The organism is Streptomyces sp. NPDC057694 (assembly GCF_042799415.1).
Lineage (GTDB): Bacteria > Actinomycetota > Actinomycetes > Streptomycetales > Streptomycetaceae > Streptomyces.
This window is the reverse complement of record NZ_JBHVIX010000010.1, coordinates 43,425-60,244: the sequence shown is the minus strand read 5'-3', so window position 1 is coordinate 60,244 and position 16,820 is coordinate 43,425. Positions and strand designations below refer to the sequence as shown.

Below are 16,820 nucleotides of genomic sequence, written 5' to 3'. Positions count from 1 at the left end.
CAGGCCTCAGTCTCACTCTGAGGCATGTTTGAGCGGTGAAATGCGTCTATAGTGCTGCGACGTCCGGCTGACCCCACGCGCGCCGGCACGGCACGATTCCGGACCCGTCCCCGCCTCGGCGATCCCCCATGACTCCGGCCTCACGTGCACCCATCTGACGTCCGCCGCCCCGGAGGATTGCGAACCCATGAGTCATGCCACCGCCACGCCCACGCGACGACGCGGCAAGGCCCCCAAGCGCGAGCGCACCCGCGGTCAGCGCATCCGCCGCATCATCCTGTGGTCGCTGCTGGTCGTGGTGCTGGCCGCGGGCGGCACCGGCTACTGGCTCTACAGCAGCCTCAACGGCAACATCGACGGCGTCGACCTCGACAAGGCGATCGGCACCGACCGCCCGGAGAAGCTGCCGACCAGCGGTACGAACGTCCTGGTCCTCGGCTCCGACTCGCGGGCCGGCGCCAACGCGAAGCTGAAGACCGGCAATGTTTCCGGCGCCCGCTCGGACACCGCGCTCGTGATGCACATACCCGAGGGCCGCAAGCAGGCCACGGCCGTCAGCATCCCGCGCGACACCCTCGTCACCCGCCCCGAGTGCACGAAGTCGGACGGCACGACGCTGCCCTCGGCGAAGCGCGTGATGTTCAACTCCGTGTACTCCGTTGCCGGTCCGGCCTGTGTGGTCAAGACCGTCGAGAAGATGTCCGGGGTGCGCCTCGACCACTTCATGGAGATCGACTTCGCGGGCTTCAAGGACCTCGTCGACGCCATCGGCGGCGTGAACGTCACCGTCGACCAGGCGATCCACGACAAGTCCAGCGGCCTCGACCTGACCAAGGGCACCCACAAGCTGAGCGGCACCGAGTCCCTCGCCTTCGTGCGCACCCGGCACGGCATCGGCGACGGCAGCGACCTCGGCCGCATCGGGCTCCAGCAGCAGTTCATGATCGCCCTGCTGAGCGAGATCAAGAAGCAGGACCTGCTGGGCAGCCCCACCAAGTCCTACAAGATCGCGGACAGCCTCACCTCGTCGCTGACCACCGACTCCGAGCTGGCCAACCTCAAGGCCCTCGCCGAGTTCGGCCGCAGTCTCAAGGGCGTCGACCCGGAGACGATGGAGACGATCATGCTGCCGGTGCAGTACGACACCGCCGACCCCAACCGGGTCGTCGCCGCCGAGCCGCAGGCCACGCAGTTGTGGAAGGCGCTGCGCACCGGTGCCGAGATTCCCGAGTCGGCGAAGAAGTCGCCCGCGACCGGCGGGAACTGACACGCCGAAGGGGCGGGCGCCGGGCGCCCGCCCCTTTCGCACAGTCCCTGAGCAGCCCGGATCAGGCGTCCGCCTCAGATCCGGTACCACTCCCCCAGCGAGAGCCCGGAGCCGGCCGCCTGATGTGTGATCCACACCGTGCCCGACTCGTCGACCGCGGCGAGCGTGAGCGCGCCGTGCGCGTCCACGGCGAGCCCCGGGCCGCCCACGCTGCGCCGGCCGGTGTCCGACCACCACACACCGTTCGCCTCCGACTCGGAGACGAACGCGGCCAGTTGGACCGTGCCGGTGACACTCCGGTGGGCGAGGACCGTGCAGTCGTAACCGTCGACGTACGCGCGCACGGCGGCGGTCTGGGTGTCGTCCGCGCCGCCGCCGACGGCGATCGGCCAGGCGCCGGGGCGCTGGGCCACCAGCCCGCCCGCACGGTCCGCCCAGTAGAACGTCAGCCGCTCGCGCGCCGTCTCCACGCCGGTGACCGAGCCCACCGCGGGCGTCTGCGGGATGTCGTAGCCGCGCAGGAAGTCCCCGCCGGGCTCGGTCTGGTACCAGTGCAGGGCGGCGCGCCGGCCGGGGGCGAGCAGTTCGACACGGCCCTCCGCGGTCACCGCCGGGGCCAGTCCGTGCAGGGCCTGCTCGCCGCCGAGGTCCTGCCAGGGCAGCCACTTGCCGCCCTTGCCCTCGCGGCGCAGGTGCACCCCGCCCGCTCCGTTGCGCACGAAGACATGGACGGTTCCGTCGTGGTCGACGGCGCCCGCCGGGCGGCCGAACTTCCGCGCCCCCTCCAGGTCCTTGAAGGGGTTGCCGAGCCCGCGCCACTCCGAGAGCGGGCGGCCCGTCTGGTACTGGACCGCGTGCACGATGTCGACGGTCGCGGCGCCGTCGGGGTTCTTGCGGTCCCGGCGGCCCAGGAAGTGGACATAGCCGTCGGCACCCTGCACCAGGGACAGGAAGCGGATGCGCGGCGCGGGCAGCAGCACCGGCTCGCTCCAGCGCGGCACGCCCGGACGCTCCTGCGTCCAGCGCCGGATGCCGTCCTTCACCGGGAGATAGGCGGTCAGCCGACCGTCCTTGCCGAGGAACAGCCAGCGGCCGCCCTCGACCCCGACCGGCTCGGGGGCCCGGCTCGACGACTCCCCGCTCACGGTGCTCATCGGCATGACCGGTGCCACCCTCCCACTGAGTTCCATCCCGGCTCTGATGCCCGGAACCTGAAATTTACTATCATATGCAGCCGAGTCTTGACAGGGGAGGGTCAAGCAGGGTGACCCGGGTCTCACGGGCCGAGCCTCAGGAGCCGGGCTCCCGCGGCCGGTAGAGCACCGCGCCGTCGGCCTCACCGACCCGCTCGTACCCCACCAGCATCCGCCGCAGCCCCCGCACCCGCTCCACCCCGTAGGGCCCACCCCTCGAGTCGTCCACCACCAGAGCCGGGGGCCGGGTCGTGAACTCGGTGCGGAAGGTGGGCCAGGTGCCCGGTACCGCCCAGCGCTCCCCCACCTGCGCCCCGTCCCGCCCCCCGCTGTAGTTGGTGAGCAGCCCCGCCGTCAGGAAGCGGCTGGCCGGGGGGCGGTTCGCGAGCCAGTACGTCTCCGGGTGCATGCCCCACACCAGGACCGGTTCCTGCGGCGCGGTGCGGGCCCGGACCGCGTCGGCGACCCGCTGGGCGTGGGTGAGGTCGGGGCGCGGGGCGAGCAGGCCCCAGCCGACGAAGAGGGCGCAGCAGCAGGCGGAGGCGAGGAGGGCGTCCAGAAGTCGTTCGCGCGGCAGGATCTGGAGCGCCGCCGTGCCCAACAGAGCCAGCGGCGGGGTTAGTTGGAGGTAGTAGTGGCCGAAGAAGTGGAAGCCGGCGAGGACCGCCACGGCTGACGAAGCGAGCCACAGCCACAGTTCGCCGCGGCCGGTGCGGGCGATGCGCAGCACGCGTACGACGGGCGGGAGGATCCCGGCGCAGGCCACCGCGAGGATCGCGGCATTCGTCAATCCTCTTACGAGTACGTGGAGTTCGGAGCCGGTGAACGAGGCGTACGCGCCCGAACCGGTCACCGTCCAGAACAGGAAACCGGCGGGGTCGGTGGCGCAGGCCGCCGCGAGCACGGGCAGCACCACACCGGCCGTGCAGCGCAGCACGTCTCTGCGCGGCGCCCCGCACCGCCACAGCGTCCAGGCCACCGGGACCAGGACGGCGGCCCCGGTCTGCTTGACGAGGAAGGCCCCCGCGACGGCGGCGCCGCACCATCCCCAGCGGCGCCGGTCGGCGCACCACACGGCCGCCGCGGTCCACGGCAGCATGAACACCTCGAAGGTGGCGGCCTGCGCGTCCTCCGGGTTGAGTCCGACGGAGATCAGGAGGTACAGCACGCCCGCCGTGCGGCCCGCGCCGTCGCCCCAGCGGCGCCGGGCGGTCGACGCGAGCAGCACCGCCGTCACCAACTGCGCCGCCACGGCACACCACTTGAGCGGGGTGAGCGACTGGGATCCGAAGACGGCGAACACCGCCTCGTACAGCCAGGGCACGAGCGGTGGTTTGCGGTCGACAACCGACTCGTACAGCGTGCCGCCGTGCGCCAGCATCCGCGCCTGGACGGCGAGATAGCCCTCGTCGGGGTTCCACAGCGGCTGCGCGAAGGACGGCACGCGGGTGGCGCAGGCGAGGAGGGCGAGCAGCGGGAGCAGCCGTCTCCAGTAGCCGCGGCGAGCCGGGGCGCGTGCGGGGTGCGGGGCGGCGCGGCGGTCGTCGGACACGTACGGTAGCGACTGCTGCGCCTGGATGAGCATATGCGTCAAACTATCCGGCCCCGCAGTCCCTGCCGAAGCGGGACATACGGGGCCGGATCAAGGGATTGCCGGTTACCGGGAGTTGTCGGCTCCGGTGTCGACCGCGGCGCGGCTGTGCTGACGCCCGTACGCGAAGTAGATGACCACGCCGATGACCATCCAGATGGCGAACCGCAGCCAGGTCTCCACCGACAGGTTCAGCATCAGCCACACCGAGCAGGCCACCGACGCGATCGGCAGGAAGGGCACCCACGGGGCCTTGAAGCCGCGCGGCAGATCGGGCCGGGTGCGGCGCAGGATGAGGACGCCGAGGGCGACGATCACGAAGGCGAACAGGGTGCCGATGTTGACCAGCTTCGACAGCTCCGTCAGGGAGACGAAGCCCGCGACGAGCGCGGTGAGCACGCCGAGGATGATCGTCGAGCGGTACGGCGTCCGGAACTTGGGGTGGACGGCGCTGAAGACGGGCGGCAGGAGACCGTCGCGGCTCATCGCGAAGAAGACGCGGCTCTGGCCGAGCAGCAGGATCATGCAGACGACCGTGAGGCCGACGACCGCGCCGAAGGAGATGACGCCCGCCCAGAACGGGTGGCCGACCGCCTTGAAGGCTTCCGCGAGGGGCGCGTCCGGGTCGAGCTTCTTGTAGTTCTGCATGCCCGTGACGACGACGGCGACGGCGCAGTACAGGACGGTGCAGATGGCGAGCGAGCCGAGGATGCCGAGCGGCACGTCCTTCTGCGGGTTGCGGGTCTCCTCGGCGGCCGTGGCGACGACGTCAAAGCCGATGTAGGCGAAGAAGACGACGGCCGCGGCGGTGAAGATGCCCATGATGCCGAAGCTGGACGGGGTGAATCCGGCGATGCCTTCGAGGAGCGTCTGCGACAGGCCCGAGCCGCCTTCGGTGGCCTTGCTCGGCGGGATGTACGGGTCGTAGTTGGAGCCGGTGATGAAGAAGGCGCCGACCGCGATCACGATCAGGACGACGACGACCTTGATGGCGACGACGACCGAGGTGACCCAGGCCGACAGCTTCATGCCGAGGACGACGACCGTCATGACGGCGAGGACGAGCAGGAACGCGGCGAGGTTGAAGGTGAAGCCGCTGCCCTCCCCGGGGCCCCGCAGCGCCTCGGGCAGCGGGATGCCCCAGCTGTCGAGGAGCGACTGGACGTAGCCGGACCAGCCGACGGCGACGGTGGCGCAGCCCAGTGCCAGTTCGAGGATCAGGTCCCAGCCGATGATCCAGGCGGGGAACTCGCCGAGCGAGGCGAAGGCGAAGGTGTACGCGGATCCGGCGACCGGGACGGTCGAGGCGAACTCGGCGTAGCAGAGCGCGGCGAGGGCGCAGACGACGGCGGCGACGGCGAAGGCGATGGTCACCGCCGGGCCGGCGTAGTCGGTGGCGGCGGTGCCGGTGATGACGAAGATGCCGGAGCCGATGACGACCCCGACGCCGAAGACGGTGAGGTCGAGCGCCGAGAGGGATTTCTTGAGCTGGTGCTCGGGCTCTTCGGTGTCCTTGATGGACTGCTCGATGGACTTCGTGCGGAGCAGTCCCGTGCGGGTGCGCCCCGCCGGCGGGTCTGGCTGGATGGTCACCGGTGTACCTCCATTGGCTGCGTCGTCCTCGACATGATCGAGACGAGTAGCCCCTGACGGGCCGGTCAGTCACCCAGGTTCACGCGAATGGGGCTGGTCGGACTCACCCATTGGGTGAGCCCGACCGATGAAAGCCCCTCGGTCGACCCCATTCAAGCCCCTCCGGCGATTGAGGAGCGGGGTCCGGGGCGGAGCCCCGCGGCACCGGGCGCGTCGCTCAGTCGCGCGCCGGCTCCATCTCCTCGGCGACGGCGGAAGCCTCCCGCCGCCCGTCCAGCTTGGACACCAGCCCGGTGACCTGGCGGGCGATGTCCGGCGCGGTCAGCCCGATCTCGGCCATGATCTCCTTGCGGGAGGCATGGTCGAGGAACCGCGGCGGAATGCCGAAGTCCCGCAGCGGCACATCGACGCCCGCGTCACGCAGGGCCTGCGCCACCGCGGAGCCGACCCCGCCGACGCGCGAGTTGTCCTCGACGGTGACGACGACGCGGTGCCGCTCGGCGAGCGGGGCCATCGCCTCGTCGACCGGCTTGACCCAGCGCGGGTCGACGACGGTCGTGGTGATGCCCTGCTTGTCGAGCAGGTCGGCGATCTCCAGGCACATGGGCGCGAGGGCGCCGACGGAGACGAGGAGGACGTCGGGCCGGGCCGCGGCGTCGGGGCCCGGCTCGCGCAGCACGTCCATGCCGCCGACCGTGCCGACGGCCTCGACGGCCGGGCCGACCGCGCCCTTGGAGTAGCGCACGACCGTGGGCGCGTCGTCGACCTGGACGGCCTCGCGCAGCTGGGCGCGGACCTGGTCGGCGTCGCGCGGCGCGGCGATCCGGATGCCGGGGACGACCTGGAGCAGCGACATGTCCCACATGCCGTTGTGCGAGGCGCCGTCGGTGCCGGTGACCCCGGCCCGGTCGAGCACGAACGTCACTCCGCACTTGTGCAGGGCGACGTCCATCAGGACCTGGTCGAAGGCGCGGTTGAGGAACGTCGCGTAGACCGCGAAGACCGGGTGCAGGCCGCCGGTGGCGAGGCCCGCCGCGCTGACCGCGCCGTGCTGCTCCGCGATGCCGACGTCGTAGACGCGGTCGGGGAACGCCTTGGCGAACTTCTCCAGGCCGACGGGCTGGAGCATCGCCGCGGTGATCGCGACGATGTCCTCGCGCTCCTGGCCGAGCTTGAGCATCTCGTCGCCGAAGACCGAGGTCCAGTCGGCGCCCGCGGCCTTGATGGGCAGGCCGGTGTCGGGGTGGATGGGGCCGATGCCGTGGAAGCGGTCCGCCTCGTCCTCCAGGGCCGGGCGGTAGCCGCGGCCCTTCTCGGTCAGGCAGTGCACGATGACCGGGCCGCCGAACCGCTTGGCGCGCAGGAGGGCCGATTCGAGGGCCTCGATGTCGTGGCCGTCGATGGGGCCCACGTACTTCAGGCCGAGGTCCTCGAACATGCCCTGCGGGGCGATGAAGTCCTTGAGGCCCTTCTTCGCGCCGTGCAGCGTCTCGTAAAGGGGCTTGCCGACGACCGGGGTGCGCTCCAGGAGGTCCTTGCCGCGGGCCAGGAAGCGCTCGTAGCCGTCAGTGGTGCGCAAGGTCGCCAGGTGGTTCGCAAGGCCGCCGATGGTGGGCGCGTAGGAGCGCTCGTTGTCGTTGACGACGATCACCAGCGGGCGGTCCTTGGCGGCCGCGATGTTGTTCAGCGCCTCCCAGGCCATGCCGCCGGTCAGCGCGCCGTCGCCGATGACCGCGACGACGTGGTCGTCGGTGCGGCGCAGCTCGTTGGCCTTGGCGATGCCGTCGGCCCAGCCGAGGACCGTGGAGGCGTGGCTGTTCTCGATGACGTCGTGCTCGGACTCGGCCTGCGAGGGGTAGCCGGACAGGCCGCCCTTCATCTTCAGCCGGGAGAAGTCCTGGCGGCCGGTGAGCAGCTTGTGCACGTAGGACTGGTGTCCGGTGTCGAAGAGGATCTTGTCCTGCGGCGACTCGAAGACCCGGTGCAGGGCGATGGTGAGCTCGACCACGCCGAGGTTCGGCCCGAGGTGGCCGCCGGTCTTGGATACCGCGTCGACGAGGAAGGTCCGGATCTCATCCGCCAGCTGGTCCAGCTGCTCCTGGCTGAGCCGGTCCAGATCGCGCGGTCCCGTGATGCGGGTCAGCAGCGGCACCCGTGCCTCCTTGCAGTAGAGCCTGTAGTAGCTGGTTGAGCTGTTCGAACTTGCCGGGTCTGTCGAGTCTAATGTTCCGCCGTTGCGCGCGGCGTCCGGGCCGTGCGTTCGGGGCATGACTGTGCCCGGCGTCACCGTTGACACCGGGCACAGTCAGTCGGGGAAGCCCTGCTCAGAAGGGGTCAGGCACGGCCTGCCGACTTCTGGGTCTTGCGGGTGACCGAGTCGATGACGACCGTGGCGAGAAGCACACCACCGGTGATCATGTACTGGATCGGGGTGGCGATGCCCTGGAGGGCGAGGCCGTACTGGATCGAGGTGATGACCAGCACACCGAGCAGCGCGTTCCAGGTGCGGCCCCGGCCACCGAAGAGGCTGGTGCCGCCGATGACGGCCGCGGCGATGACGTTCATCAGGAGGTCGCCGGAGCCGGCGCCCTGGTTGGCCGCCGCGATCTTGGAGGCCCAGAAGAGTCCGCCGACCGCCGCGAAGAGGCCCGCGATGGCGAAGACGGAGACGCGGACCGCCGTGACGTTGATACCGGCACGGCGCGACGCCTCGACGCTGCCGCCGAGCGCGAAGACCTTGCGGCCGTACGAGGTGCGGCGCAGCACGAAGTCGGAGCCGACGAGGACGATGCCGAAGAGCAGCACCGCGAGCGGCAGGCCCTTGTAGTTGTTGAAGATGACCGCCACGCCGAAGACACCGACGGCGAGCAGCACCGTGCGCACCAGCAGGTCGCTCAGCGGGCGGGACGGGATGCCCGCGGCCTCGCGGCGGCGGTTGGCGAGGAAGCTCGGCACGAAGTAGGCGAGGACCGCGACGACGGCCAGGCCGTAGGCGGCGGCGACGTCCGAGAAGTAGTACGTGGTGAGCTTGCCGACCACGCCGTCGCTGTCGAGGTTGATCGTGCCGTTGGAGCCCAGGATCTGGAGCATGAAGCCGTTCCAGAACAGCAGGCCGGCCAGGGTGACGGCGAACGCGGGGGCGCCGATCCGGGCGAAGAAGAAGCCGTGCAGGGCACCGATGATCGCGCCCGCCGTGAGCGAGATGAGGACGGCGAGCCACTCGTTCATGCCGTGGGTGACGCTCAGGACGGCGGTGATCGCCGAGGAGACACCGGAGACGGAGCCGACCGAGAGGTCGATCTCGCCGAGCAGCAGCACGAAGATGATGCCGACCGACATCATGCCGGTGGCCACCATGGCGACGAAGATGTTGTTCAGGTTCTCCGCGCCGAGGAACGCCGAGTTCAGGCTCTGGAAGATCGCGCAGATGACGATCAGGCCGATGACGACGGGTATCGCACCGAGGTCACCGCCCTTGATCTTGCGCTTGAACTCGCTGAGGTAGCCCGCGAAGCCCTGCTCGCGCACGAGGAGGCGGGGGTCGACGGCGGTCACGGCGGCGCCGGCCGCGGCGGGAGCCGTGTCCACGGGAGCCTTGGTCTTGTCGATGCTCACTTCTGAGCCTCCGCGTTGCTGCGCGCCGCACGACGGGTCACGGCGTTGTCCGTGGCGCCGGTGATGGCGGAGATGATCTCTTCCTGCGAGGTCGTCTTGACCTCGAACACGCCGTTGTTGCGGCCGAGCCGGAGCACGGCGACCTTGTCGGCGACGGCCTTCACATCGGCCATGTTGTGGCTGATGAGGATGACCGCGTGACCGCGCTCGCGAAGGCGCTCCACGAGGTCGAGGACCTGGGCGGTCTGCTCGACGCCGAGGGCCGCCGTCGGCTCGTCGAGGATGACGAGCTTGGGCTCGCCGAGCATGGAGCGGGCGATGGCCACGACCTGGCGCTGGCCGCCGGAGAGCGAGGCGATCGGGATGCGCACGCTCGGGATGCGGATCGACAGCGTCTCGAGGAGCTCGCGGGAGCGGCGCTCCATCTCGACCTCGTCGAGGACGCCGCGCCGCTTGATCTCACGGCCCAGGAACAGGTTGCCGACGACATCGAGGTTGTCGCACAGCGCGAGGTCCTGGTAGACGGTCGCGATGCCCAGGCCCTGGGCGTCTTGCGGCTTGTTGACCGCGACGGCCTTGCCGTCCCACTCGATGACGCCGTCATCGATGGGGTGCACACCGGCGATCGTCTTGACAAGGGTGGACTTGCCGGCGCCGTTGTCGCCGACGAGGGCGACCACCTCTCCGGCGTGGACCTCGAGCTCGACATCGGTGAGCGCCTGAACGGCACCGAATCGCTTCGAGACCCCGCGCAACGCCAGCACAGGCGTAGCGGACACGTGAACCATCTCCTTCGCCGCCAAAGGCCTGACCCGGGCGGGAGGTTGAACCAAGAAGTATGAGGGGGGTTGTTCCGTCCGGCGCCGCGCCGTTGAGCTGCGGGGCTGTCGGCGGCGGGGCGCCGGACGTGTCTTCCACGGGAGCGCTGCTGCGACGAGTGCGCAAGTCCCGTACAGAACCGAGGAGTTACCGGGTCGGCGGGTCGGGCGACCGCGCCGGCCCCGGTGGCTCCGACCGGCCTACTTCAGGTTGAGCTTGTCGCAGGCCGCCTTGTACTTGGCCGTGCAGATCTCGTCCAGGGTGTAGTAGCCCTGGTCGATGACGGTCTCCTTGATGTTCTTCTGCGTCAGGGAGACGACGGGCACGATGACGGACGCGATGCCCTTGTCGGTGCCGCTGTCGACGGTGCTGGTGGTCAGACCCGCGGAGTCGATCTTGCCCGTCTTGGCGACCGCGACGGCCATCTTGGCGACGGTCTCGGCCTCCTGCGGGTACGACTTGAAGACCGACATGTTCTGGTCACCGGTGATGATGCGCTGCACACCGGCGAGCTCGGCGTCCTGGCCGGTGACCGGGGGAAGCTTGCTCAGACCCGCGCCCTTGAGCGCGGTGATGATGCCGCCCGCCATGCCGTCGTTGGCGGAGTAGACGCCCTTGATCTTGTCCTTGCCGATCGCCGAGATCGCCGCCTCCATGTTGGCGTTGGCGTTCTCCGGCTTCCACTCCTTGGTGTCGTAGGACTTGGCGATGTCCACCTTGCCCTTGAGCACCGAGAGCGCGCCGTCCTTGAACTGCTTGGCGTTCGGGTCGGTGACCGCGCCGTTCATCATCACGATCTTGCTGCTGGCCTTGGCGTCCGAGCCCATGGCGTCGAGCAGCGCCTTGCCCTGGGTCTTGCCGACCTCGGTGTTGTCGAACGAGGTGTAGGCGGCGATCGGGCCCTCGGCCAGGCGGTCGTAGGCGACGACGGGGATGTCGGCGTCCTTGGCCTTCTTCACGCCGTTGGCGACGGCCTTGTAGTCGACCGCGTCCAGGATCAGGACGTCGACCTTCTTGGTGATCATCGTGTCGATCTGCTGCGACTGCAGGGAAGCGTCCTGCTTGGCGTTGAGGTACTCGACCTTGCCCTTGCCGTTGGTCAGCTCGGATATCTGCTTCTCGATGATCGGCTTGTCGAACTTCTCGTAACGAGCCGTCTGGTTCTCCGGGAGCAGCAGGCCGACGGTGATGGCGTCGCCCTTCTTGGAGCCGCTGCTGGCCTTGTCGCTGTCACCCTTGGACTCCTTGGCGGAGCCACAGGCGGCGAGAGAGACGGCCATGGTGGTGGCACAGAAGGCAAAGGCCGCACGACGCATACGCATGTTCACTTCAGAAACCTCCCTGACGAGGCCGCGTCGTTGCGGCCGAGGTAGCTGGGAGTCAACTCGGCCGCAACACAAGCGTCAAGGAGTAAATACTTAACGAGATGGCAACGGTGTCATGCGTTCTCTAAGTGAAGGCAGGTGTAGCCGCGGGAACAGAGCCCCCACCAATACCTTCCAAAAGGGTCGAATCGCCCATTTCACTCAGTGCCAGGGCGAGCGCTCCGAGCACCTCCGCGCGGCCGCCCAACGCCCCAGGAAGGACGGAGAGTTGACGGGCGGCACTCGGGATCGCGTAGCGGCTCACGGACTCCCTGATGGGCCCCAGAACCAGCTCTCCGGCCTCTGCCAGATCGCCGCCGAGCACGACCCTGCTGGGGTTGAGCAGATTGCAAAGATTGGCCACACCGGAGCCGATGTGCCGGCCCACGTCCGCGATGACCCGGCGGCAGCCGGGGTCGCCGTCGCGCGCGAGGCGGACGACGCCCTCCATGGTCAGATCGGTGCCGTGGCTGGACTGGAGCAGCGGCAGGACGTAGCGGGCCGCGGTGAAGGTCTCCAGGCAGCCGCGGTTGCCGCAGCGGCAGACCGGGCCCGACTCGTCGAGCGTGATGTGCCCGATCTCGCCCGCCGTGCCGCCCGGGCCGCGGTAGATCTTGCCCTCGATCACCAGGCCGGAGCCGACACCGCTGGCGACCTTGATGTAGGCGAGGTCCCTGACCCCGCGCCCGCTCCCCCAGACCAGCTCGCCGAGCGCGCCCAGGTTGGCGTCGTTGTCCACGTGCACCGGGACGCCGAGCCGCCGGCTCAGCTCCTCGGCGGGCCGGGTGCCGGTCCAGCCCGGCAGGATCGAGGTGGAGCCGAGCGTGCCGCTCTCCACGTCGATGGGACCGGGCACACCGAGGCCGACGCCGGCCACCTTCGTACGGTCCACACCGGTCGCCGCGATCAGCCGCTCGACCAGCTCCTCGGCCCGGTCGAAGCCCTGCGCGGCGGACGCGTCCACGTCCAGCGGCTCGGACTCCTCGGCCAGTACCTGGTGCGCGAGGTTGCCGATGGCCACGCGCAGGTGCGTGTGGCCGAAGTCGACACCGATCACGATGCCCGCGTCCCCGCTGAGCGAGACGCTGCGGGCCCTGCGCCCCCCGGCCGAGGTGGGAGTCACCTCGACCGTTCCCCCGTCCTTGAGCTCCCGGACGATGTTGGAGACGGTCGCCGCGGACAGGCCCGTCGTCCTCGCGATCTCCGCCTGCGTGAGCGATCCGGCGAGGCGCACGGCGCGCACGACCCGCTCCAGATTGGCCCGGTGCAGCGACGACTGCGACCCCGGAGTCTCCATTGACCCACCCTTATCCGTGGCTCGCGTCACCGTGGGTGACCGAACCTTGTACAAGTTATGAACTCCAAGCTCTGCTGAACCGGCTGGTGCCGTCAAGCCCTTGACGGAAATCGGTTCCAGGCCGTGTCCACGGCCGGCTACCGCCGGTATCCCGCCTTCACGCAGGAGTCCGGCCCCGGAGAGGTGTCTCTCCGGGGCCGGATCCCTGGCACGAATCGGTGGGGAGGGTTACTTGAGCGCCCCCGCCGTGAGCCCCTGCACCACCTGTCGCTGGAAGATGATGTACGCCGCGAGGATCGGCAGCATCGCCATCACCAGGCCCGCGAAGAGACCGGAGTAGTCGCCCTTGTAGCCCTGGCTGGTGGCCAGCTCGACCAGGCCCTGGGCGAGGACCCGATTGTTGGGTTCCGTGTTGAGGACCGTCGGCAGCATGTACTGGTTCCACTGGCCGAGGAAGTTGAAGATGCCCACGCTGATCAGGCCGGGCTTGGCCATCGGCAGCATGATCTGGAAGAACGTACGGGTGTGGGAGGCGCCGTCGACGAAGGCGGCTTCGGCGATCGACGACGGCAGGGTCCGGAAGAACGACGTCAGGAAGAACACCGTGAACGGCAGCGAGTACGCGATGTAGGCCAGGATCAGGCCGGGCAGCGTGTTCAGAAGCTGCAGATTGTTCATGACGTAGAACAACGGCACCAGGGCCAGCATGATCGGGAAGCTCATGCCGCCGACGAACAGGAAGTAGATGAAGCGGTTGCCGACGAACTCGAAGCGCGCGAGGACATAGGCCGCCATCGAGCCGAGCACGAGCGTGCCGACCAGCGAGAAGCCCACCACGATGATCGTGTTGAGGAAGTACTCGCTCATGTGCGCCGACGACCAGGCGCGCGACCAGTTCTCGAAGTGCAGCTTGTCGGGGAGCGCCCACGGCGTGCTCAGGATGGAGTTGTCGTCCTTGAAGGACGACATCACGGCCCAGATCAGCGGCAGGGCCACCATGATCGCCCAGATGATCAGGACACCGTGCGAGAAGAAGTTCAGGGTGCTGCCCGTGATGCTCGTCCCCGAGGCGGGCTCGTCCTGCTTGGCCACGCGCTGGCCGGGGATCTTCCCGGTGGTGTCCGTCGTCGGGTCCACGGGGGGCGGGGTGTCAGTGGTCTTCATCAGTACTCCAGCCGATCGCGCCGGCCAAGACGCATCACGATCGCCGCGAACAGCAGCGTGACGATGAGGAGGGCGACGCCGATGGTGGTCGCGTAGGCGGCGTTCGCGTCACGGAAAGCCGTCTGGTAGACGTACAGCGGCAGCACGGTGGTCGAGTAGTCGGGGCCGCCGGGACCGACGGTCATGATGTTGACCGCCGAGAACGCCTCCGCGCCGAGGGCGAGGATGCCCATGTACACCCAGCCGGACTGGATGGTGTCCCACAGCAGCGGCAGGGTGATCTTGAAGAAGGTCGTGAAGCGGCTGGCGCCGTCGAGCAGCGCCGCCTCGTAGAAGTCCTTGGGGATGGACGCCATGCCCGCGGAGAAGAGCACGACGAAGAAGCCGACGGTGCTCCAGACCAGGACGGCCATGACCGCCCAGAGCGCCCAGCTCGGGTCGCCCAGCCACTGGGGCTGGAAGCTGCCGAGGCCGACGGCGTCGAGCGCCGAGTTCAGCAGGCCGCCGCTGGGGTTGTAGATGAAGCGGAACAGCAGGGACACGATCGCGACCGAGAGGACCTGCGGGAAGAAGTACGCGATCTTGTAGAAGCCGGAGCCGCGGACGCCGGAGATGGCGGCGCCCTTACGGCGCCGCCCCCCGACGTTCAGCATGAAGGCGAAGAACAGCGCGAGGCTCAGTGTCACCAGGGGCAACAGCACGACGAAGATCACACTGTGCTGCAACGACTTCCAGAAGATGTCGTCGTGCAGCAGGCGCGTGTAGTTGGCGAAGCCCACCATCTTGAAGTCGGGACTCAGGCCGGTCCAGTCGGTGAACGAGTAGTAGATCGACTGGATGAACGGCCAGATGACGAAGATGGCGTACAACGCCAGGGGGGCCACCAAGAACCCCACTATGAAGCGGTACTTGCCGTGTTGCATGGTTACCGACCCCGATCGCTGTGCGGGTGCCGCACCAGTGGACTTGTGCGCACGTGCTGTTCTTCCGCCTGTCGCTTACTGGTGCTTGTAGTGCTTGACCGACTGGTCCTTGGCCGCCGCGTCCGCGTAGCCCTGGATCTTCTTGATGGCCTCGGCCGGGGTGAGGCGGCCCGCCATCATCTCGCCGAGACCGGAGACGCCGATCTGCTCCTTCTGGAGCTTGACGTACCAGTCCTGGAGGCGCGGGTTGACGACGTTGTCGCCGGCCTTCTCCAGCGCCGCGACACCGGACTTGAGGCCCGGGGTCAGCTCGATGCCGTCGGTGCCGCCGTTGAAGGCGGACAGCGACTTCACCTGGCTGGTGAAGTTCTTCGACGAGGCCTCGCTGAGCATGATGCGCAGCTGCTCCATGCCGCCCTCGACGTTCGCCGCCTTGGCCGGGACGATGAACGGCTCACCGCCGGACGCCCAGATGGTGCCGAACGGCATCTTGTCGCTCTTGTCGAGGCTGGAGGGCGCCCCGACGGCGAGGTTGAAGTCCTTCGGGATGACCTTGGCGGACTCGTTCTCCACCCAGGAGCCGTTCGGGATGAACAGCGCCTTGCCCTTGGCCCACTCGGTCTGCGACTGGATGTGGTCGATACCGGGCGTGCCCTTGAGGATGTAGCCCTTCTTGTACAGCTCGTAGTACGCCTCGAAGGCGGCCTTGACGGCCGGGTCCTTCCACGCGTTCGGCTCCAGGTTGTCGATCTTGTCGAGGACCTCGCGGCCACCGATCTTCGCGATGAACGGGTACAGCGAGAACGGCAGGTAGTACGGGTACTTGCCCGCGTACGTCCAGCCGGCGATGCCCTTCTTCTTCGCCTTGGCACACAGGGCGAGCATCGCGTCCCAGTCCTCGGGGTACTCCGAGTCCAGCTTCTCCAGGGCCGTCTGCGAGTACCAGACGCCGTAGACCGTGTACGCGTAGTACATGATCCACACCGGGTCGCCGTCGAACTGGCCCATCTCGACGATGCCCGGTCGCAGGGTGTCGCGAACCTTCTTGCTCGGGTCGTCGATGGACGGCGCGTCGAGGAGCGGGGTCAGGTCGGCGAGCTGCTTCTTGCCGACGAGGACGCCCATGTCCATCTGCTCGGCGCCCGAGTTGTCGATCAGGTCCGGCGGGGTGCCGCCGTTGAACTTCGGCTGAAGCTCCGACTGGATCTTCTGGGTCGCGTGGAAGTTGACCTTCGCCTTCGGGAACGCCTTCTTGTACTGGGCGTTGGCGTCGGTGGCGTACTTGGTGCCGAAACCGCCGTCGAAGATGGTCACGGACAGCGCCGCGCTCGCGTTGACCGCCAGCGGGTTGCTCTTGGACTTGGTGCCCTTCTGGACCTTGTCGTCACTGCCGCTGTCGCCGCTCGCGCAGGCGGACAGCAGGCTCGCGGCCGGCACGGCGGCGATGCCGAGCGCCGCGGAACGCTTGATCAGAGTGCGACGGCCGACGCCACCGTTACCGTGCTGGTCGGAAGTGGATCCCATGCTCAAGTCCTCGCCTTCTCCAGGACTCAGGCGGTGAACCGGATCCTCCCCGGCACCGCGGTGATGTGCTGTGTTGTGCCCCTGTCGAAGGGGAACGCAGATGGAGCTGGGTGGTGCGCAACGACCCGGGATGCCTGGAGATACACGGATACCGGGACGCCGTACGCGCCCCGCCGTTTCCCCCCGCCCCCCGGTCCTGCCGCGGCCTGAACTCGGTCCGGGCCGGACGCCGACAGGTATAGTCCACTCCCTGTGAGCTGGGCAAGATCGAATGCAGGTTTGGACAACGGTCTTTTCCGAGTTGAGACCTCCCGGAAATAAGCCGCACGGCGGACGTTGTCGAGCTTCCCAACTTCCTTGCCTACAAAGGGTGTACGCGGAACGATGAATTCAGCGCGCGCAACCGTCCTCCGCACTGGCTCTCAACACCCTTGACACCAACCGTCACTTGACGCCCTACTGGACCTTGC

12 protein-coding genes are annotated in these 16,820 nt (G+C 68.7%); 1 reads left to right on the top strand and 11 read right to left on the bottom strand.

What is annotated here, in order from left to right:
- The first annotated feature begins 187 nt into the window (after positions 1-187).
- Entirely contained in the window at positions 188-1,267 is a 1,080-nt protein-coding gene (locus ACFVDP_RS22390; RefSeq protein ID WP_383492116.1) for an LCP family protein, read from the top strand.
- Between the two features lie 74 nt (positions 1,268-1,341).
- Here ACFVDP_RS22390 and ACFVDP_RS22385 read toward each other — a convergent pair whose 3' ends face one another.
- The 11 genes from ACFVDP_RS22385 to ngcE all read right to left on the bottom strand — a co-directional run bounded on the left by ACFVDP_RS22385 (position 1,342) and on the right by ngcE (position 16,350).
- Positions 1,342-2,427: a hypothetical protein gene (locus ACFVDP_RS22385; RefSeq protein ID WP_383492113.1), complete on the bottom strand. Its 1,086-nt coding sequence runs from the start codon at positions 2,425-2,427 to the stop codon at positions 1,342-1,344.
- A 130-nt stretch (positions 2,428-2,557) separates the two neighbouring features.
- Entirely contained in the window at positions 2,558-4,045 is a 1,488-nt protein-coding gene (locus tag ACFVDP_RS22380; protein WP_383492111.1) for an ArnT family glycosyltransferase, read from the bottom strand.
- A gap of 72 nt (positions 4,046-4,117) precedes the next feature.
- On the bottom strand, positions 4,118-5,644 hold the full coding sequence (locus ACFVDP_RS22375) for an amino acid permease (protein WP_383492108.1): 1,527 nt from the start codon (positions 5,642-5,644) through the stop codon (positions 4,118-4,120).
- 217 nt (positions 5,645-5,861) lie between these two features.
- Entirely contained in the window at positions 5,862-7,796 is a 1,935-nt protein-coding gene (gene dxs / locus ACFVDP_RS22370) for a 1-deoxy-D-xylulose-5-phosphate synthase (protein WP_383492105.1), read from the bottom strand.
- Between the two features lie 182 nt (positions 7,797-7,978).
- The gene (locus tag ACFVDP_RS22365; RefSeq protein ID WP_383492102.1) at positions 7,979-9,259 is read right to left on the bottom strand and encodes a sugar ABC transporter permease; all 1,281 of its coding nucleotides are present in this window, start codon (positions 9,257-9,259) and stop codon (positions 7,979-7,981) included.
- Entirely contained in the window at positions 9,256-10,047 is a 792-nt protein-coding gene (locus ACFVDP_RS22360; RefSeq protein ID WP_383492100.1) for an ATP-binding cassette domain-containing protein, read from the bottom strand. Before ACFVDP_RS22360 ends, ACFVDP_RS22365 begins: the two co-directional genes overlap by 4 nt.
- Before the next feature lie 231 nt (positions 10,048-10,278).
- A complete protein-coding gene (locus ACFVDP_RS22355; protein WP_383492601.1) occupies positions 10,279-11,394 on the bottom strand; it encodes a sugar ABC transporter substrate-binding protein in 1,116 nt (371 codons plus the stop codon).
- Positions 11,395-11,527: 133 nt separating this feature from the next.
- Complete coding sequence (locus tag ACFVDP_RS22350; RefSeq protein ID WP_361547521.1) at positions 11,528-12,739, bottom strand: ROK family transcriptional regulator; 1,212 nt, start codon at positions 12,737-12,739, stop codon at positions 11,528-11,530.
- A gap of 228 nt (positions 12,740-12,967) precedes the next feature.
- Positions 12,968-13,903, bottom strand: coding sequence for a carbohydrate ABC transporter permease (locus ACFVDP_RS22345; RefSeq protein ID WP_383492097.1), 936 nt, complete (start codon positions 13,901-13,903; stop codon positions 12,968-12,970).
- On the bottom strand, positions 13,903-14,826 hold the full coding sequence (locus ACFVDP_RS22340; protein WP_383492094.1) for a carbohydrate ABC transporter permease: 924 nt from the start codon (positions 14,824-14,826) through the stop codon (positions 13,903-13,905). The genes ACFVDP_RS22345 and ACFVDP_RS22340 overlap by 1 nt, the downstream gene beginning before the upstream one ends.
- A gap of 75 nt (positions 14,827-14,901) precedes the next feature.
- Positions 14,902-16,350, bottom strand: coding sequence for an N-acetylglucosamine/diacetylchitobiose ABC transporter substrate-binding protein (gene ngcE, locus ACFVDP_RS22335; protein WP_383492091.1), 1,449 nt, complete (start codon positions 16,348-16,350; stop codon positions 14,902-14,904).
- Positions 16,351-16,820 lie beyond the last annotated feature (470 nt).

Coding starts and splice junctions, on each gene's coding strand:
- ACFVDP_RS22390 (WP_383492116.1), top strand. CDS start 188: ATGAGTCATGCCACCGCCACGCCCACGCGACGACGCGGCAAGGCCCCC.
- ACFVDP_RS22385 (WP_383492113.1), bottom strand. CDS start 2,427: ATGCCGATGAGCACCGTGAGCGGGGAGTCGTCGAGCCGGGCCCCCGAG.
- ACFVDP_RS22380 (WP_383492111.1), bottom strand. CDS start 4,045: ATGCTCATCCAGGCGCAGCAGTCGCTACCGTACGTGTCCGACGACCGC.
- ACFVDP_RS22360 (WP_383492100.1), bottom strand. CDS start 10,047: ATGGTTCACGTGTCCGCTACGCCTGTGCTGGCGTTGCGCGGGGTCTCG.
- ACFVDP_RS22355 (WP_383492601.1), bottom strand. CDS start 11,394: ATGCGTCGTGCGGCCTTTGCCTTCTGTGCCACCACCATGGCCGTCTCT.
- ACFVDP_RS22350 (WP_361547521.1), bottom strand. CDS start 12,739: ATGGAGACTCCGGGGTCGCAGTCGTCGCTGCACCGGGCCAATCTGGAG.
- ACFVDP_RS22345 (WP_383492097.1), bottom strand. CDS start 13,903: ATGAAGACCACTGACACCCCGCCCCCCGTGGACCCGACGACGGACACC.
- ACFVDP_RS22340 (WP_383492094.1), bottom strand. CDS start 14,826: ATGCAACACGGCAAGTACCGCTTCATAGTGGGGTTCTTGGTGGCCCCC.
- ngcE (WP_383492091.1), bottom strand. CDS start 16,350: ATGGGATCCACTTCCGACCAGCACGGTAACGGTGGCGTCGGCCGTCGC.